The organism is Citrobacter freundii complex sp. CFNIH9 (assembly GCF_002903305.1).
GTDB classification, from domain to species: Bacteria; Pseudomonadota; Gammaproteobacteria; order Enterobacterales; family Enterobacteriaceae; genus Citrobacter; species Citrobacter portucalensis.
In genome coordinates, this window is record NZ_CP026238.1 from 1,258,021 (window position 1) to 1,272,779 (window position 14,759).

General features: G+C 54.1%; 14 protein-coding genes and 1 other annotated feature. Of the genes, 9 read left to right on the forward strand and 5 right to left on the reverse strand.

Annotated elements, in window-relative coordinates:
* Nucleotides 1-57 precede the first annotated feature (57 nt).
* On the reverse strand, nucleotides 58-219 hold the full coding sequence (gene rsmS, locus C2U43_RS06260) for a pleiotropic regulatory protein RsmS (RefSeq protein ID WP_008783967.1): 162 nt from the start codon (nucleotides 217-219) through the stop codon (nucleotides 58-60).
* 14 nt (nucleotides 220-233) lie between these two features.
* A complete protein-coding gene (gene priC, locus C2U43_RS06265; protein WP_182315468.1) occupies nucleotides 234-761 on the reverse strand; it encodes a primosomal replication protein N'' in 528 nt (175 codons plus the stop codon).
* A gap of 69 nt (nucleotides 762-830) precedes the next feature.
* Here priC and C2U43_RS06270 point away from each other — a divergent pair, with 69 nt between their 5' ends.
* The 8 genes from C2U43_RS06270 (at nucleotide 831) to hemH (ending at nucleotide 9,071) form a co-directional block, all read left to right on the forward strand.
* Nucleotides 831-1,208, forward strand: coding sequence for a DUF454 family protein (locus C2U43_RS06270; protein ID WP_008783969.1), 378 nt, complete (start codon nucleotides 831-833; stop codon nucleotides 1,206-1,208).
* Between the two features lie 193 nt (nucleotides 1,209-1,401).
* A complete protein-coding gene (gene apt, locus C2U43_RS06280) occupies nucleotides 1,402-1,953 on the forward strand; it encodes an adenine phosphoribosyltransferase (RefSeq protein ID WP_003021759.1) in 552 nt (183 codons plus the stop codon).
* A 210-nt stretch (nucleotides 1,954-2,163) separates the two neighbouring features.
* Nucleotides 2,164-4,092, forward strand: coding sequence for a DNA polymerase III subunit gamma/tau (gene dnaX / locus C2U43_RS06290; RefSeq protein ID WP_003831049.1), 1,929 nt, complete (start codon nucleotides 2,164-2,166; stop codon nucleotides 4,090-4,092).
* Nucleotides 3,425-3,489: a sequence feature (DnaX frameshifting element), on the forward strand. It overlaps the preceding gene by 65 nt.
* A gap of 57 nt (nucleotides 4,093-4,149) precedes the next feature.
* Nucleotides 4,150-4,479, forward strand: coding sequence for a YbaB/EbfC family nucleoid-associated protein (locus C2U43_RS06295; RefSeq protein WP_003021764.1), 330 nt, complete (start codon nucleotides 4,150-4,152; stop codon nucleotides 4,477-4,479).
* Complete coding sequence (gene recR, locus C2U43_RS06300) at nucleotides 4,479-5,084, forward strand: recombination mediator RecR (RefSeq protein ID WP_003021767.1); 606 nt, start codon at nucleotides 4,479-4,481, stop codon at nucleotides 5,082-5,084. The genes C2U43_RS06295 and recR overlap by 1 nt, the downstream gene beginning before the upstream one ends.
* Before the next feature lie 110 nt (nucleotides 5,085-5,194).
* Nucleotides 5,195-7,069, forward strand: coding sequence for a molecular chaperone HtpG (gene htpG, locus C2U43_RS06305; RefSeq protein WP_032942554.1), 1,875 nt, complete (start codon nucleotides 5,195-5,197; stop codon nucleotides 7,067-7,069).
* A 231-nt stretch (nucleotides 7,070-7,300) separates the two neighbouring features.
* Nucleotides 7,301-7,945 (forward strand): adenylate kinase, encoded by a 645-nt coding sequence (adk, locus tag C2U43_RS06315; RefSeq protein ID WP_003021773.1) that lies wholly within the window; start codon nucleotides 7,301-7,303, stop codon nucleotides 7,943-7,945.
* Nucleotides 7,946-8,108: 163 nt separating this feature from the next.
* Nucleotides 8,109-9,071 carry a ferrochelatase gene (gene hemH / locus C2U43_RS06320; RefSeq protein ID WP_003831052.1) on the forward strand — a complete coding sequence of 321 codons (963 nt, stop codon included), beginning with the start codon at nucleotides 8,109-8,111 and terminating at the stop codon, nucleotides 9,069-9,071.
* On the opposite strand, the gene aes is transcribed toward hemH, so the two are convergent.
* Entirely contained in the window at nucleotides 9,068-10,027 is a 960-nt protein-coding gene (gene aes, locus C2U43_RS06325; protein WP_003831053.1) for an acetyl esterase, read from the reverse strand. The genes hemH and aes overlap by 4 nt on opposite strands.
* A 152-nt stretch (nucleotides 10,028-10,179) precedes the next feature.
* On the opposite strand from aes, the gene gsk reads away from it, so the two are divergent.
* On the forward strand, nucleotides 10,180-11,484 hold the full coding sequence (gene gsk, locus C2U43_RS06330; RefSeq protein ID WP_003021781.1) for an inosine/guanosine kinase: 1,305 nt from the start codon (nucleotides 10,180-10,182) through the stop codon (nucleotides 11,482-11,484).
* 45 nt (nucleotides 11,485-11,529) lie between these two features.
* On the opposite strand, the gene ybaL is transcribed toward gsk, so the two are convergent.
* Together ybaL and fsr are read right to left on the reverse strand one after the other, a co-directional pair.
* A complete protein-coding gene (ybaL, locus tag C2U43_RS06335; RefSeq protein WP_003021783.1) occupies nucleotides 11,530-13,209 on the reverse strand; it encodes a YbaL family putative K(+) efflux transporter in 1,680 nt (559 codons plus the stop codon).
* Between the two features lie 225 nt (nucleotides 13,210-13,434).
* A complete protein-coding gene (fsr, locus tag C2U43_RS06340; protein ID WP_003021788.1) occupies nucleotides 13,435-14,655 on the reverse strand; it encodes a fosmidomycin MFS transporter in 1,221 nt (406 codons plus the stop codon).
* Between the last annotated feature and the right edge of the window lie 104 nt (nucleotides 14,656-14,759).

Genomic DNA, 14,759 nt, shown 5'->3' on the forward strand with positions numbered 1-14,759 from the left:
CTGCGAGCTTCGATTCATTCGTAGGCCTGATAAGTGCAACGCTTTCAGGCATTCCAGCTATATCGCGTTTTTTGAACAAGAGAGCTGTTTCTTTTCGTAATCCCGTTTAACAATCTCCAGCGCCTTCAGTACGGTTTCAGGCGCAACCTGATTTTCCTCAAGTAAAACAATCAAATCGACGGCCAGTTTGACCTCGTCCGGGGCGTTCTCTAATGACATAAATTCTCCGGGGATTAACGGGTTAAACGCGCCAGCACGTTTTCTATTCTTGCCAGAGCATGGCGACAGCGCGCCAGCCGCGCCTCGAATGCTTCTACTTCACGATGCAGTTTTTGCTGTTCTTCAAAGCCGGTAGCCTGAGCCAGACGCTCTTTGCGTTCACGCGTCATTTCAACCAGACGGCGTTCAAATTCCTGATGTTGGACCCGCTTGCGCTGCCAGCGCGCCAGACCTGGAGAAGCGCTGTCCCACTCTCGAAGGGACCAACTGGCGGTTTCACGTGAAATCGCCTCTAACTGTGAGGCAAGGTGTTCCGCAAGCCAGGTGATTTGTGGGAGTTGCTGCTGCTCAACGGCGCGGCGCAGGGCAGTAAGATTATCGTCAGCTTCTTCCAGGCAGGCCTGCAGCAACGTGCTGCGCGTGTGAAACAGATGCCTGTCAAAGCGGGCGCTAAGCGTTGTGTGGTGCGCCAGCGGGGCGCAATGTTGTCGCAAGCGGTTAAGCTGGTTTTCGAGCATCTGTAACAGCATGGCGGTTTTCACAACAACACTCCGATGAAAATGAGAACCGTTATGCTAAAGTAGCGATTCTCTGTGTTAAGTACTCATATTATGCAACGCATTATTCTAATCATCATTGGCTGGATAGCGGTAGTGCTAGGTACGCTGGGCGTTGTATTGCCTCTGTTGCCGACGACGCCGTTTATACTGCTGGCCGCCTGGTGTTTTGCCCGCTCATCGCCGCGTTTTCACGACTGGTTGCTTTACCGTTCGTGGTTCGGCGGGTATTTGCGCCACTGGCAAAAACACCGTGCGATGCCGCCGGGAGCAAAACCGCGCGCTATTTTGTTGATCCTGGTGACGTTTGGCATTTCACTGTGGCTGGTCAATATGATGTGGGTGCGCGGCCTGCTGCTGGTTATTCTCGCCTGTTTACTGATTTTTATGTGGCGGATCCCGGTGATTGATGAAAAACAACAAAAGCAGTAAAGCGCAATAATCGCTGTTGCAATTGTCTCTCACAGCCAGTAAATTCGACCGTTTTCGAGCACAGGCGCAGGTGGTCAAAGGTTAAGCAAGTGTAACCTTGGCTCTTATATAGACACAAAATCATTCAAGATACGTCGAGGATGAAGTGTTTAGTGCGCCGTGAAGTAATACTGTATTAATCAGGCACAAACTTATGACCGCGACAGCACAGCAGCTTGAGTTTCTCAAAAATAGCATCAAAAGCATCCACGACTACCCAAAACCGGGCATTCTCTTTCGTGATGTCACCAGTTTACTGGAAGACCCGAAAGCCTACGCCCTCAGCATTGAATTGCTGGTTGAACGCTACAAAAATGCGGGTATCACTAAAGTGGTTGGCACCGAAGCGCGTGGCTTCCTGTTTGGCGCGCCGGTAGCGTTGGGGCTGGGCGTCGGCTTTGTTCCGGTACGCAAACCCCGTAAGCTTCCGCGTGAAGTTATTGCTGAGACCTATGAGCTGGAGTACGGCACCGATCAGCTGGAAATCCACGTTGATGCCATCAAACCTGGCGATAAAGTGCTGGTTGTGGACGACCTGCTGGCAACTGGCGGCACGATTGAAGCGACCGTGAAGCTGATCCGCCGTCTGGGTGGTGAAGTTACCGATGCTGCTTTTATCATTAACCTGTTTGATCTGGGCGGCGAACAGCGTCTGGAAAAACAGGGGCTTACCTGTTATAGCCTGGTTCCATTCCCGGGCCACTAATTTAGGGCTATCTTTTTTGCCATTTTGGCCCCGGTCAGTGCTCGAAATCCTCACGTACTGCGTGTACGCTCCGGTTTCTGTGCGCTGCCCGAAACCAAACTGACTGCAACGATAACGCCCGAATATAACGTGTCAACCTCGCCGTCGCTGCGAGGTTGTGTTAGCATTATCCCCTTGTGAATCCACCCTCCAGCCTTTCAGAGCCTGCCAATGAGTTATCAGGTCTTAGCCCGAAAATGGCGCCCACAAACCTTTGCTGACGTCGTCGGCCAGGAACATGTGCTGACGGCACTGGCGAACGGCTTGTCGCTAGGGCGTATTCATCATGCTTATTTGTTTTCCGGCACCCGTGGCGTCGGGAAAACCTCTATCGCCCGCTTACTGGCGAAGGGATTAAACTGTGAAACCGGTATCACCGCTACGCCGTGCGGCGTGTGCGATAACTGCCGGGAAATCGAGCAGGGGCGTTTTGTCGATCTGATTGAAATCGACGCCGCCTCACGCACCAAAGTCGAAGACACCCGTGACCTGCTGGATAACGTCCAGTATGCGCCTGCGCGCGGTCGCTTTAAGGTCTACTTGATCGACGAAGTGCACATGCTGTCGCGCCACAGTTTTAATGCCTTACTGAAAACGCTCGAAGAGCCGCCCGCGCACGTTAAGTTCCTGCTGGCGACTACCGATCCGCAGAAGCTGCCGGTGACTATCCTGTCGCGCTGTCTGCAATTCCATCTTAAAGCGTTGGATGTCGAACAGATTCGCCATCAGCTTGAGCATATCCTCAAAGAAGAGCATATCGCCCATGAACCACGTGCACTGCAACTGCTGGCTCGCGCCGCGGACGGCAGCCTGCGTGATGCGCTGAGCCTTACCGATCAGGCGATCGCCAGCGGCGATGGTCAGGTCTCGACCGAGGCGGTAAGCACCATGCTCGGCACGCTGGACGACGACCAGGCGCTCTCGCTTGTTGAAGCGGTTGTGGCTGCGGACGGCGAACGCGTTATGGCGCTGGTAAACGACGCCGCCGCGCGCGGTATCGAATGGGAAGCGCTGCTGGTTGAGATGTCGGCTTTGCTGCATCGTATTGCCATGGTTCAGCTTTCGCCTGCCGCGCTCGGCAGCGATATGGCCGCCATTGAACAGCGTATGCGTGAACTGGCGCGAATTGTTCCGCCAACCGATGTGCAGCTTTACTACCAAACTTTGTTAATCGGCCGCAAAGAACTGCCGTATGCGCCGGACAGGCGAATGGGCGTCGAAATGACGCTGCTGCGTGCGCTGGCTTTTCATCCGCGCATGCCGCTCCCGGAACCTGAAGTTCCACGACAGTCGTTTGCCCCGGTCGCACCCACTGCGGTGATGACCCCGACGCAGGTGCAGCAGCAGCCTGCGCCTGCACAACAGCAACAGAATGTGCCGCTCTCCGATGCCACCAGTCAGGTGTTGGCGGCGCGTAGCCAGTTGCAACGCGCTCAGGGAGCAACCAAAGCAAAAAAGAGTGAACCGGCAGCCGCTTCCCGCGCGCGGCCGGTGAATAATGCTGCGCTGGAAAGACTGGCTTCGGTGTCGGAACGTGTTCAGGCGCGTCCGGCGGTCTCTGCGCTGGAAAAAGCACCGGCGAAGAAAGAAGCGTATCGCTGGAAAGCGACCAATCCTGTTGCAGAGGTTAAAGAAGTCGTTGCCACGCCGAAAGCGCTGAAAAAAGCGCTTGAGCATGAAAAAACGCCGGAACTGGCGGCAAAGCTTGCGGCTGAAGCCATTGAACGCGACCCGTGGGCCGCCCAGGTGAGTCAGCTCTCGCTGCCTAAACTGGTGGAGCAGGTGGCGCTTAATGCCTGGAAAGAAGAGAATGGCAACGTAGTTTGCCTGCACCTGCGTTCCACGCAGCGACACCTAAATTCCAGCGGCGCGCAGCAAAAACTGGCTGAAGCACTGAGTTCCTTAACGGGGTCAACGGTTGAATTGACCATCGTTGAAGATGATAATCCAGCGGTGCGTACGCCGCTGGAGTGGCGTCAGGCCATTTATGAAGAGAAGCTCGCGCAGGCGCGTGAGTCGATTATTGCGGATAATAACATCCAGACGCTGCGTCGTTTTTTCGATGCGGAGCTGGACGAAGAGAGTATTCGCCCCATTTGATCGTGAGCCTAATGGTTTGACGGTCGTCATCCCTTAACGTGATTGAGAGAGAAGCCTATGTTTGGTAAAGGCGGTCTGGGTAACCTGATGAAACAGGCCCAGCAGATGCAAGAAAAAATGCAGCAGATGCAGGAAGAAGTCGCCAAGCTGGAAGTGACCGGCGAATCTGGCGCGGGTCTGGTAAAAGTGACCATTAACGGCGCGCACAACTGCCGTCGCGTGGAGATCGATCCAAGCCTGCTGGAAGACGACAAAGAGATGCTGGAAGACCTGGTTGCTGCGGCATTCAACGACGCGGCGCGTCGCATTGAAGAGACGCAGAAAGAGAAGATGGCCTCTGTTTCCTCCGGAATGCAGCTGCCGCCTGGCTTTAAGATGCCGTTCTGATGCAAACCAGCCCGCTGTTAACTCAGCTTATGGAAGCACTGCGCTGTCTGCCGGGCGTTGGCCCGAAGTCGGCGCAGCGCATGGCGTTCACGCTACTTCAGCGCGATCGCAGCGGCGGGATGCGTCTGGCACAGGCGTTAACGAAGGCAATGTCGGAAATCGGCCATTGTGCCGATTGCCGCACCTTCACAGAGCAAGACGTCTGCAACATTTGCTCGAACCCGCGTCGCCAGGAAAACGGTCAGATTTGTGTGGTGGAGAGTCCGGCGGACATCTACGCCATTGAGCAAACCGGGCAATTTTCCGGACGTTACTTCGTGCTGATGGGACACCTGTCACCGCTGGACGGTATTGGCCCTGATGATATCGGGCTGGATCGTCTCGAACAGCGACTGGCGTCTGAGCAAATCAACGAACTGATCCTGGCGACCAATCCTACGGTCGAAGGAGAGGCGACCGCCAACTATATTGCTGAGCTTTGCATGCAATATGGCGTTGAAGCCAGCCGTATCGCCCATGGCGTACCGGTCGGCGGCGAGCTGGAAATGGTCGATGGCACTACGCTGTCGCACTCTCTGGCAGGGCGACACAAGATTAAATTCTGAACAAACGGAGGCCGCGACGGCGGCTTCCGCTTGAAATCCTTCCCGCTTGTCCCCATTTCACCCTCAACGTGTTTTTACCATTGAAAATGGCATTGTTGAGGTAGATCTACATGAAAGGACAAGAAACTCGTGGTTTTCAGTCAGAAGTAAAACAGCTTCTGCACCTGATGATCCATTCTCTGTATTCCAATAAAGAAATCTTCCTGCGTGAGCTTATCTCTAACGCCTCGGATGCGGCAGACAAGCTGCGTTTCCGCGCCCTGTCTAACCCGGACCTGTATGAAGGGGACGGTGAGCTGCGTGTACGTGTTTCCTTCGATAAAGATAAACGTACGTTGACCATTGCCGATAACGGCGTGGGGATGAACCGTGATGACGTTATCGATCATCTGGGGACCATTGCGAAATCCGGTACTAAATCTTTCCTCGAATCCATGGGATCCGATCAGGCGAAAGACAGCCAGTTGATCGGCCAGTTCGGGGTGGGTTTCTACTCTGCGTTCATCGTGGCGGACAAAGTCACCGTGCGTACCCGCGCTGCGGGCGATAAGCCGGAAAACGGCGTGTTCTGGGAATCTGCGGGCGAAGGTGAGTACACCGTTGCCGACATCACCAAAGACGATCGCGGCACCGAAATCACCCTGCATCTGCGTGAAGGCGAAGATGAGTTCCTTGATGACTGGCGCGTACGTTCCATCATCAGCAAATATTCCGACCATATCGCGCTGCCGGTAGAGATCGAAAAATCCGAAGAAAAAGACGGCGAGACCGTGGTTTCCTGGGAAAAGATCAACAAAGCGCAGGCGCTGTGGACCCGTAACAAGTCGGAAATCAAAGACGACGAATACAACGAGTTCTACAAGCATATCGCCCACGACTTCACTGACCCGCTGACCTGGAGCCACAACCGTGTGGAAGGTAAGCAGGAGTACACCAGCCTGCTGTACATCCCGTCCCAGGCTCCGTGGGATATGTGGAACCGCGATCACAAGCATGGTCTGAAACTGTACGTCCAGCGTGTGTTTATTATGGACGATGCCGAGCAGTTCATGCCGAACTACCTGCGCTTTGTGCGCGGTCTGATAGATTCCAACGATCTGCCGCTGAACGTTTCCCGTGAGATCCTGCAGGACAGCACCGTCACCCGTAACCTGCGCAGCGCGCTGACCAAACGCGTACTGCAGATGCTGGAAAAACTGGCGAAAGACGACGCGGAGAAATACCAGACCTTCTGGAAACAGTTCGGCCTGGTACTGAAAGAAGGCCCGGCGGAAGATCACGCCAACCAGGAAACGATCGCTAAGCTGATGCGCTTCGCGTCTACGCACACTGACTCCTCCGCACAGACCGTGTCGCTGGAAGACTACGTGTCGCGGATGAAAGAAGGGCAGGAGAAAATCTACTACATCACCGCAGACAGCTATGCGGCAGCGAAGAGCAGCCCGCACCTGGAACTGCTGCGTAAGAAAGGCATAGAAGTCCTGCTGCTTTCTGACCGCATCGATGAGTGGATGATGAACTACCTGACCGAGTTCGACGGTAAGGCATTCCAGTCTGTTGCCAAAGCTGACGAGTCCATCGACAAGCTGGCGGATGAAGTTGATGAATCGGCAAAAGAAGCGGAAAAAGCGCTGACGCCGTTCGTTGAGCGCGTGAAAACCCTGCTGGGCGACCGCGTGAAAGAAGTGCGTCTGACTCACCGTCTGACCGACACGCCAGCCATCGTCACCACCGATGCGGATGAAATGAGCACCCAGATGGCGAAACTGTTTGCCGCTGCGGGCCAGGCCGTACCGGAAGTGAAATATATCTTTGAACTCAACCCGGACCACGTGCTGGTAAAACGCACGGCAGATACCCAGGACGAAGCGCAGTTCAAAGAGTGGGTCGAACTGCTGCTGGATCAGGCGCTGTTTGCTGAGCGCGGCACGCTGGAAGACCCTAACCAGTTCATCCGTCGTATGAACCAGTTGCTGGTGTCCTGATACCCGTAATGTAATGCCGGATGGCGTTAACGCTTATCCGGCCTACAGCATCTCGTAATAGTATGCCGGATACGGTGTTTCCACCGCCATCCGGCATTTTCTCGCCTTATTTTTAATTTTCCCACCGTTAACCGTTTCAGCGTCGGGCGTCTTTCTTGAGCCAATTGCGTGATGGTGGTATCGTTTAGCGCTTTTTAAAAAATATCGACAACCTTTAAGGGGATTTTCGTAATGCGTATCATTCTGCTTGGCGCTCCGGGCGCGGGTAAAGGAACTCAGGCTCAGTTCATCATGGAGAAGTATGGTATTCCGCAAATCTCCACCGGTGATATGCTGCGTGCTGCCGTGAAATCTGGCTCCGAGCTGGGCAAACAAGCGAAAGACATCATGGACGCCGGTAAGCTGGTGACTGATGAGCTGGTGATCGCGCTGGTAAAAGAGCGTATTGCTCAGGAAGACTGCCGTAATGGTTTCCTGCTGGATGGCTTCCCGCGTACTATTCCGCAGGCAGACGCCATGAAAGAAGCGGGCATCAACGTGGACTACGTTCTGGAGTTCGATGTTCCTGACGAACTGATCGTTGACCGTATCGTGGGTCGTCGCGTACACGCTGCTTCTGGCCGCGTTTACCACATCAAATTCAACCCGCCTAAGGTTGAAGGTAAAGATGACGTGACCGGCGAAGAGCTGACCACCCGTAAAGACGATCAAGAAGAAACTGTACGTAAGCGCCTGGTGGAATACCATCAGATGACCGCTCCGCTGATCGGCTACTACTCTAAAGAAGCGCAGGCGGGTAACACCAAATACGCGAAAGTTGATGGTACTCAGGCCGTTGCTGACGTGCGCGCAGCGCTGGAAAAAATCCTCGGCTAATTTTTTCGCGTAATAAACCTCTTATCAGGCCTGCCATTATCGCGTAGGCCTGATAAGCGTAGCGCCATCAGGCAAATTCTCGTCTTACCTCTCACAGCAATTAGTTCTTCTTTATCGCTTTTCCGCTACAATTATCAACAATTTGAATCGATAAGAGGCGGTAATGCGTCAGACGAAAACCGGTATCCTGCTGGCAAACCTCGGCACTCCCGATGCCCCAACCCCCGAAGCCGTTAAGCGCTACCTGCGCCAGTTTTTAAGCGATCCACGCGTAGTTGATACGTCACCTGCACTGTGGTGGCCGCTGCTGCGCGGGGTGATTTTACCGTTGCGTGCGCCACGCGTAGCCAAGCTGTACCAGTCAATCTGGATGGAAGACGGTTCTCCGCTGATGGTTTATAGCAAGGCACAACAGCGGGCGCTGGCAGAACGCCTACCAAATACCCCTGTCGCGCTGGGAATGAGCTACGGTTCGCCGTCGCTTGAAAGCGCGGTCGATGAACTGTTGGCAAGCGGGGTTGAACACATGGTGGTGTTACCGCTGTACCCGCAATATTCCTGTTCGACGGTAGCGGCCGTCTGGGACGAACTGGCGCGTATCTTAGCGCGTAAACGCGGTATTCCTGGCGTTTCATTTATTCGTGATTACGCCGATGACAGCAGCTACATCGATGCGCTGGCGAAGAGTGCCCGGGATTCATTTGCTCAACACGGTGAACCTGATTTGCTGCTGCTCTCCTACCACGGCATTCCGCAGCGTTACGCCGATGAAGGTGATGACTACCCGCAGCGCTGTCGCGATACCACCCGAGAGCTGGTTTCAGCGCTTGGTCTGCCGCCAGAAAAAGTAATGATGACCTTCCAGTCTCGCTTTGGTCGCGAACCGTGGCTGACGCCGTATACCGACGAAACGTTAAAAATGCTGGCGGAGAAAGGGACACAACATATCCAGGTTATGTGTCCGGGCTTCTCGGCAGATTGCCTCGAAACGCTGGAAGAGATAGCGGTACAAAACCGGGAGATTTTCCTCGAGGCTGGCGGTAAGCAATATGAGTATATTCCGGCGCTTAATGCCGCACCGGAACATATCGAAATGATGGTTAAACTGACCGATGCTTACCGTTAAAGCTGGGCTCTGAAGTAACGAGCGCCTTCCCGCAACGCATCGTCGGCGGTTTTCATCATTCGCGAATAGTGCAGGAAGGCGTGCAGCGTACCGGGGTACATTTTGTACTGGCAGGGCTGCTGATGCGCCTGCAACGTCTGGAATAGTAAGCGGCTATCGTCAATCAGCGGATCAAACTCAGCGCCAGCGATAAAACACGGTGGCACGTCACGTGTCAGATCGTTATTAAACAGGCAATAATACGGTGACTCGCGATCGTCAGCGCTACGCAGGTACGCGTTTTCGTACATCTGCAAGTCCTCGCGGGTTAACCCATCCCACGCTCCGCCCATCAGCCGTCGGCTCAGTGAATCCTGCAGGCCGTAAAGCCCATACCACAACAGCACCCCAGCCACCTTGCCGCAGACAATGCGTTTATCCCGCAGCCACAGCGCACTGGCAAGCGCCAGCATGGCTCCGGCGGAATCGCCCGCAAAACCGATATGATTCACATTAAGAGAATAGTCGCCAGCGTGCTGATGAAAATACTGGCAGACGGCGGCAATCTCTTCAATGGCTTGCGGGAAACGGGCTTCCGGCGCAAGTGAATAGTCGATACCAATTACCGTGCACTGCGTATAGCGCGCCAGCAAGCGCATAATACGGTCGTGGGTATCCAGATTACCGAGAATAAAACCGCCGCCGTGCAGATAATACAACGTTGCCAGGCTATGAGGCTGCGGTGAGTAAATACGTGTGGCCACGGGGCCGCATGCGGTAGAAATAACGCATTCGCGGGTATTCATCTCTGGGGCATCGGCATTCCACAACTGCCGTTCATGAATGTAGTGTTGGCGCTGGGCCACGAAGTCATCTGCAGCGGGCCACGGCGGCAGATCGTCGCGATGAAAATTCACCACGCTTTTCATTTCATCCGAAATTCTGTCGAGTACGGGGATCTTGTTTTCCGGCTTCATAAAACGCTCCTTGTGAAGGTGAGTTATTGTAGAAATTAATCCCGTATAAACTGCGATCTCACCGTCTGATATTGAAACTTAGCGCCGCATCGCATGCGTGGCAGGGAATGTGCTACCATGCATCGCTCAGTTAACCACCCGTAAAATCGACCATGAAATTTCCCGGTAAACGCAAATCCAAACACTATTTTCCCGTCAGCGCGCGCGATCCGTTGCTGCAACAAATTCAGCCAGAAAATGAAACCAGCGCAGCCTGGGTGGTAGGTATCGACCAGACGCTGGTGGATATTGAAGCCAAAGTGGATGATGACTTTGTAAAACGTTATGGATTAAGCGCCGGGCATTCTCTGGTGATTGCCGATGATGTCGCAGAAGCGCTCTACCAGGAACTGGTGCGTGAAAACTTGATCACCCATCAGTTTGCGGGCGGTACTATCGGTAACACGATGCACAACTACTCTGTACTGGCGGATGACCGCTCGGTGCTGCTGGGCGTGATGTGCAGCAATATCGAGATTGGCAGCTATGCGTACCGCTATTTATGCAATACCTCCAGCCGTACCGACCTGAACTACCTGCAAGGCGTTAACGGACCGATTGGCCGCTGCTTTACGCTGATTGGCGAGTCAGGTGAGCGTACCTTCGCAATCAGCCCTGGGCATATGAATAAGCTACGGGCGGATAGCATCCCTGAATCGGTGATTGCCGGAGCGTCCGCGCTGGTGCTGACGTCTTATCTGGTGCGCTGCGAACCGGGTGAGCCGATGCCGGAAGCGACCATGAAGGCGATTGAATACGCCAAAAAGCACAATGTGCCGGTGGTTCTGACCCTGGGCACCAAATTCGTCATTGCCGATAACCCGCAGTGGTGGCAGGCGTTCCTCAAAGAGCATGTCTCTATTCTGGCGATGAATGAAGAAGAGGCCGAAGCGCTGACCGGCGAGAACGATCCGCTGCTGGCGTCCGACAAAGCGCTGGATTGGGTGGATCTGGTGCTGTGCACGGCGGGGCCGGCGGGTCTGTATATGGCAGGCTTTACGGAAGAAGAAGTGAAACGTAAAACCCAGCATCCTCTGCTCCCTGGTGCTATTGCCGAATTTAATCAGTACGAATTCAGCCGCGCCATGCGCCATAAAGACTGTACCAATCCGCTGCGCGTGTATTCGCACATCGCACCGTATATGGGCGGACCTGAAAAGATAATGAACACCAACGGCGCGGGTGACGGCGCGCTGGCGGCATTGCTGCATGATATTACCGCCAACAGCTATCACCGCAGCAACGTGCCTAACTCCAGCAAGCACAAGTTCACCTGGCTGACCTATTCGTCGTTAGCCCAGGTGTGTAAGTATGCTAATCGCGTGAGTTATCAGGTGCTGAACCAGCATTCACCGCGCCTGACGCGCGGTTTGCCGGAACGTGAAGACAGTCTAGAAGAGTCGTACTGGGACCGTTAAATCTTACATAGGCCGGATAAGCGATAACGCTATCCGGCACGGACATTAACTGGCCGTAGCAACTTCACCTGCAGGCGGCGTTTCAATCAGCTCCAGCATGGTGCGGGCGATTTCACGCTCACCCATGACGACCTGGTTGGCGCCGCGTTCGGTAATATATTCCACCTCATCGTCATAATGCGCGCGGGCGATAATCTCAATCGACGGGCATTTCTCACGCGCGGAAGCGACAATTTCACCCGCTTCATAACCATTGGGGATGGTCAACAGCAGCCAGCGCGCGCAATCCAGATGCGCCAGATTCATAATCTCTTCGTTGGCGGCATTTCCCAGTACCGCGCGGATCCCACGCTCGCGCAGTTCATCCACCCGGGTACGCGAGGTTTCGATCACCACCAGCGGGATCCCTGCAGCCATCAATTTCTCACCCAGCAGGCTGCCGACGCGACCAAAGCCAACCAGCAAGGCATGATTGCAGATATCCACCGGAATTTGCTTTTCTTCTTCGATAGCCTCTTCCAGCGTCTGCTCCTCCAGCGTTTCTGTTTTGGCGAGGTATTTTTCTAACACCGCAAACAGCACCGGGTTGAGCATGATGGACAGGATTGCCCCGGCCAGCACCAGATTCTGTCCGGCCTGCGGCAGCAGGTTTAACGCCATTCCCAGACCCGCCAGGATAAAGGCAAATTCACCAATCTGCGCCAGGCTGGTGGCAATGGTGAGCGCCGTGCGTTGGGAGTGACCAAACAGGCGCACCAGGAAATAGGCGGCAAGGGATTTACCAAAGATGATAATCGCCAGCGTGCCCAGTACCGCCAACGGCTGCTGGATCAGAACTAACGGATCGAACAGCATCCCGACGGAAACGAAGAACAGCACGGCGAACGCATCGCGCAGCGGCAGAGTATCATGCGCCGCACGGTGGCTTAGTTCAGATTCATTCAGCACCATACCGGCGAAGAACGCGCCCAGCGCAAAGGAGACATCGAACAGCTCTACTGCGCCAAAGGCGATACCTAAGGCGAGGGCGAGGACTGAGAGGGTAAACAGTTCGCGTGAACCGGTTGCGGCGCTGCGGGCCATAATCCACGGTACCAGACGACGACCCACCAGCATCATAATCGCGATAAACGCCACCACCTTACCGATGGTAATGCCCATATCGACGGCCAGCGAGGCGAAGCCGACATCTTCTTTTTCCAGCATCCCGGCGACGGCTGGCAGGAGAACCAGCGTCAGCACCATCATCAGATCTTCGACAATCAACCAGCCAATGGCGATTTGCCCGCGCTGGCTGTCAATGAGCTGTCGTTCTTCAAGCGCGCGCAGTAGCACCACGGTACTGGCGGTTGAAAGACACAGACCAAACACGATCCCCACCATCAGCGACCAGCCTAATACGGCTGAAAGCGCCATACCCAGCAGCGTTGCCACTGCTATCTGGGCAATCGCGCCGGGAATGGCGATAGACTTTACCGCCATCAAATCCTTCAACGAAAAGTGCAGCCCCACGCCAAACATCAGCAGAATAACGCCAAGCTCGGCCAGCTCAGGCGCGAGCTTAGTATCAGCAACAAAACCAGGTGTAAATGGACCGGCCAGAACGCCCGCTAACAGATATCCCACCAGAGGAGAAATACGCAGTTTATTGGCAATCATGCCTAATATAAAAGCGAGCACAAGGCCGCCGACAATGGTGGTGATAAGCGGGGTGGCGTGATGCATTCCGTCTCCTTTGGTTGCTGTGATGATCCTGAAAACCCAAACTACGAGTAATAGTTTATGACAATTTTAATGTTTATGTTTATGAATAATTATTGAATTTTGAAGAAAACGGGATTTTAAGAGTAAAAAAGCACGGATCGGAAAAGTACGGTGATATGTGAGAGGTAAAGGCTGATGGCTACTGCAAGTAATGACGGCCAAAATTTACTTTTGGCCGTCAGAAAATCAGGCTTTGTGTCGGTTATCAGGTAAGAATATGGTCAGTATCCCCAGAAGTGGCAGGAAAGCACATATTTTGTAGACCAAATCGATGCTGGTATGGTCGGCTATTAGCCCTAGCACCGCGGCTCCCAAGCCGCCCATGCCGAAGGCAAACCCGAAAAATAGCCCAGAAACCATGCCGATACGCCCAGGAAGCAGCTCCTGCGCGTAGACCAAAATAGCAGAAAACGCCGATGCGAGGATAAAACCAATGATCACGGTTAAAATTCCGGTCCATTCCAGCGTTGCGTAGGGTAAAACGAGGGTAAATGGCGCAACGCCGAGGATAGACCCCCAAATAACATATTTTCTGCCAATTTTATCGCCTAATGGTCCGCCAATCACCGTCCCGGCCGCGACGGCAAACAGGAAGGCAAACAGGTGAAACTGGGCGTTTTGTACCGATAATCCGAATTTTTGCATCAGATAAAAGGTGTAATAGCTGCTGATACTCGCCATATAGAAGTATTTGGAGAAAATCAGCACCAGCAGGATGCTTACCGCTAGCACCACTTTATTGCGCGGTAACGGATTAACGATGGCGACTTTCGGTTTTCCTTTACTCATCCGATGCTGCGCGGCATACCAACGGCTGATTTGCGCCAGGACGACAATCGCTAATAACGCAGCCAGAACAAACCAGGCCACATTACCCTTACCATATGGCGCGATGATGACAGCTGCCAGCAAGGGTCCCAGAGAGCTGCCGAAGTTGCCGCCAACCTGGAAAATTGACTGCGCCAGGCCGTGACGACCGCCGGAGGCCATGCGCGCCACGCGGGACGATTCCGGATGAAATACCGAAGAGCCGGTGCCAACCAGCGCCGCGGCGAGCAGCACCATATGGAAACTACCGGCCATGGCCAGCAAAACAAGCCCACTCAGCGTGAAGCACATCCCAATGGGCAGCGACCACGGCATCGGGTATTTGTCCGTCCAGTAACCCACCACCGGTTGCAGCAGCGAGGAAGCAAGCTGGAAGGTTAGGGTGATCATCCCGATCTGCATGAACGTTAGCGAGAACTCTGACTGCAATAGCGGATAAATCGCCAGGATCAGCGACTGAATCATATCGTTTAGCAGATGGGAGAGGCTGATCGCTCCTAAAATGCCAAATGAGGTGCGTGCTTTAGCAACCGACGCTGACGCGCCAGCCACAGGCTGGGTTGGTTCACTTATTGCCATAGAAAGTCACTTCTGTTTGGGTTGCGATTATGAGGGTAATCTATTTTGTTATTATTACCTGACTAACATACCTGCGGAAGGTGTTTGAAGGAAGTCTCATTTCT

Excerpts from the sequence above, each read along its gene's own strand:
- htpG (WP_032942554.1), top strand. The coding sequence starts at position 5,195 with ATGAAAGGACAAGAAACTCGTGGTTTTCAGTCAGAAGTAAAACAGCTT.
- ybaL (WP_003021783.1), bottom strand. The coding sequence starts at position 13,209 with ATGCATCACGCCACCCCGCTTATCACCACCATTGTCGGCGGCCTTGTG.
- recR (WP_003021767.1), top strand. The coding sequence starts at position 4,479 with ATGCAAACCAGCCCGCTGTTAACTCAGCTTATGGAAGCACTGCGCTGT.
- fsr (WP_003021788.1), bottom strand. The coding sequence starts at position 14,655 with ATGGCAATAAGTGAACCAACCCAGCCTGTGGCTGGCGCGTCAGCGTCG.
- gsk (WP_003021781.1), top strand. The coding sequence starts at position 10,180 with ATGAAATTTCCCGGTAAACGCAAATCCAAACACTATTTTCCCGTCAGC.
- rsmS (WP_008783967.1), bottom strand. The coding sequence starts at position 219 with ATGTCATTAGAGAACGCCCCGGACGAGGTCAAACTGGCCGTCGATTTG.
- C2U43_RS06270 (WP_008783969.1), top strand. The coding sequence starts at position 831 with ATGCAACGCATTATTCTAATCATCATTGGCTGGATAGCGGTAGTGCTA.
- apt (WP_003021759.1), top strand. The coding sequence starts at position 1,402 with ATGACCGCGACAGCACAGCAGCTTGAGTTTCTCAAAAATAGCATCAAA.
- hemH (WP_003831052.1), top strand. The coding sequence starts at position 8,109 with ATGCGTCAGACGAAAACCGGTATCCTGCTGGCAAACCTCGGCACTCCC.
- dnaX (WP_003831049.1), top strand. The coding sequence starts at position 2,164 with ATGAGTTATCAGGTCTTAGCCCGAAAATGGCGCCCACAAACCTTTGCT.
- C2U43_RS06295 (WP_003021764.1), top strand. The coding sequence starts at position 4,150 with ATGTTTGGTAAAGGCGGTCTGGGTAACCTGATGAAACAGGCCCAGCAG.
- adk (WP_003021773.1), top strand. The coding sequence starts at position 7,301 with ATGCGTATCATTCTGCTTGGCGCTCCGGGCGCGGGTAAAGGAACTCAG.
- aes (WP_003831053.1), bottom strand. The coding sequence starts at position 10,027 with ATGAAGCCGGAAAACAAGATCCCCGTACTCGACAGAATTTCGGATGAA.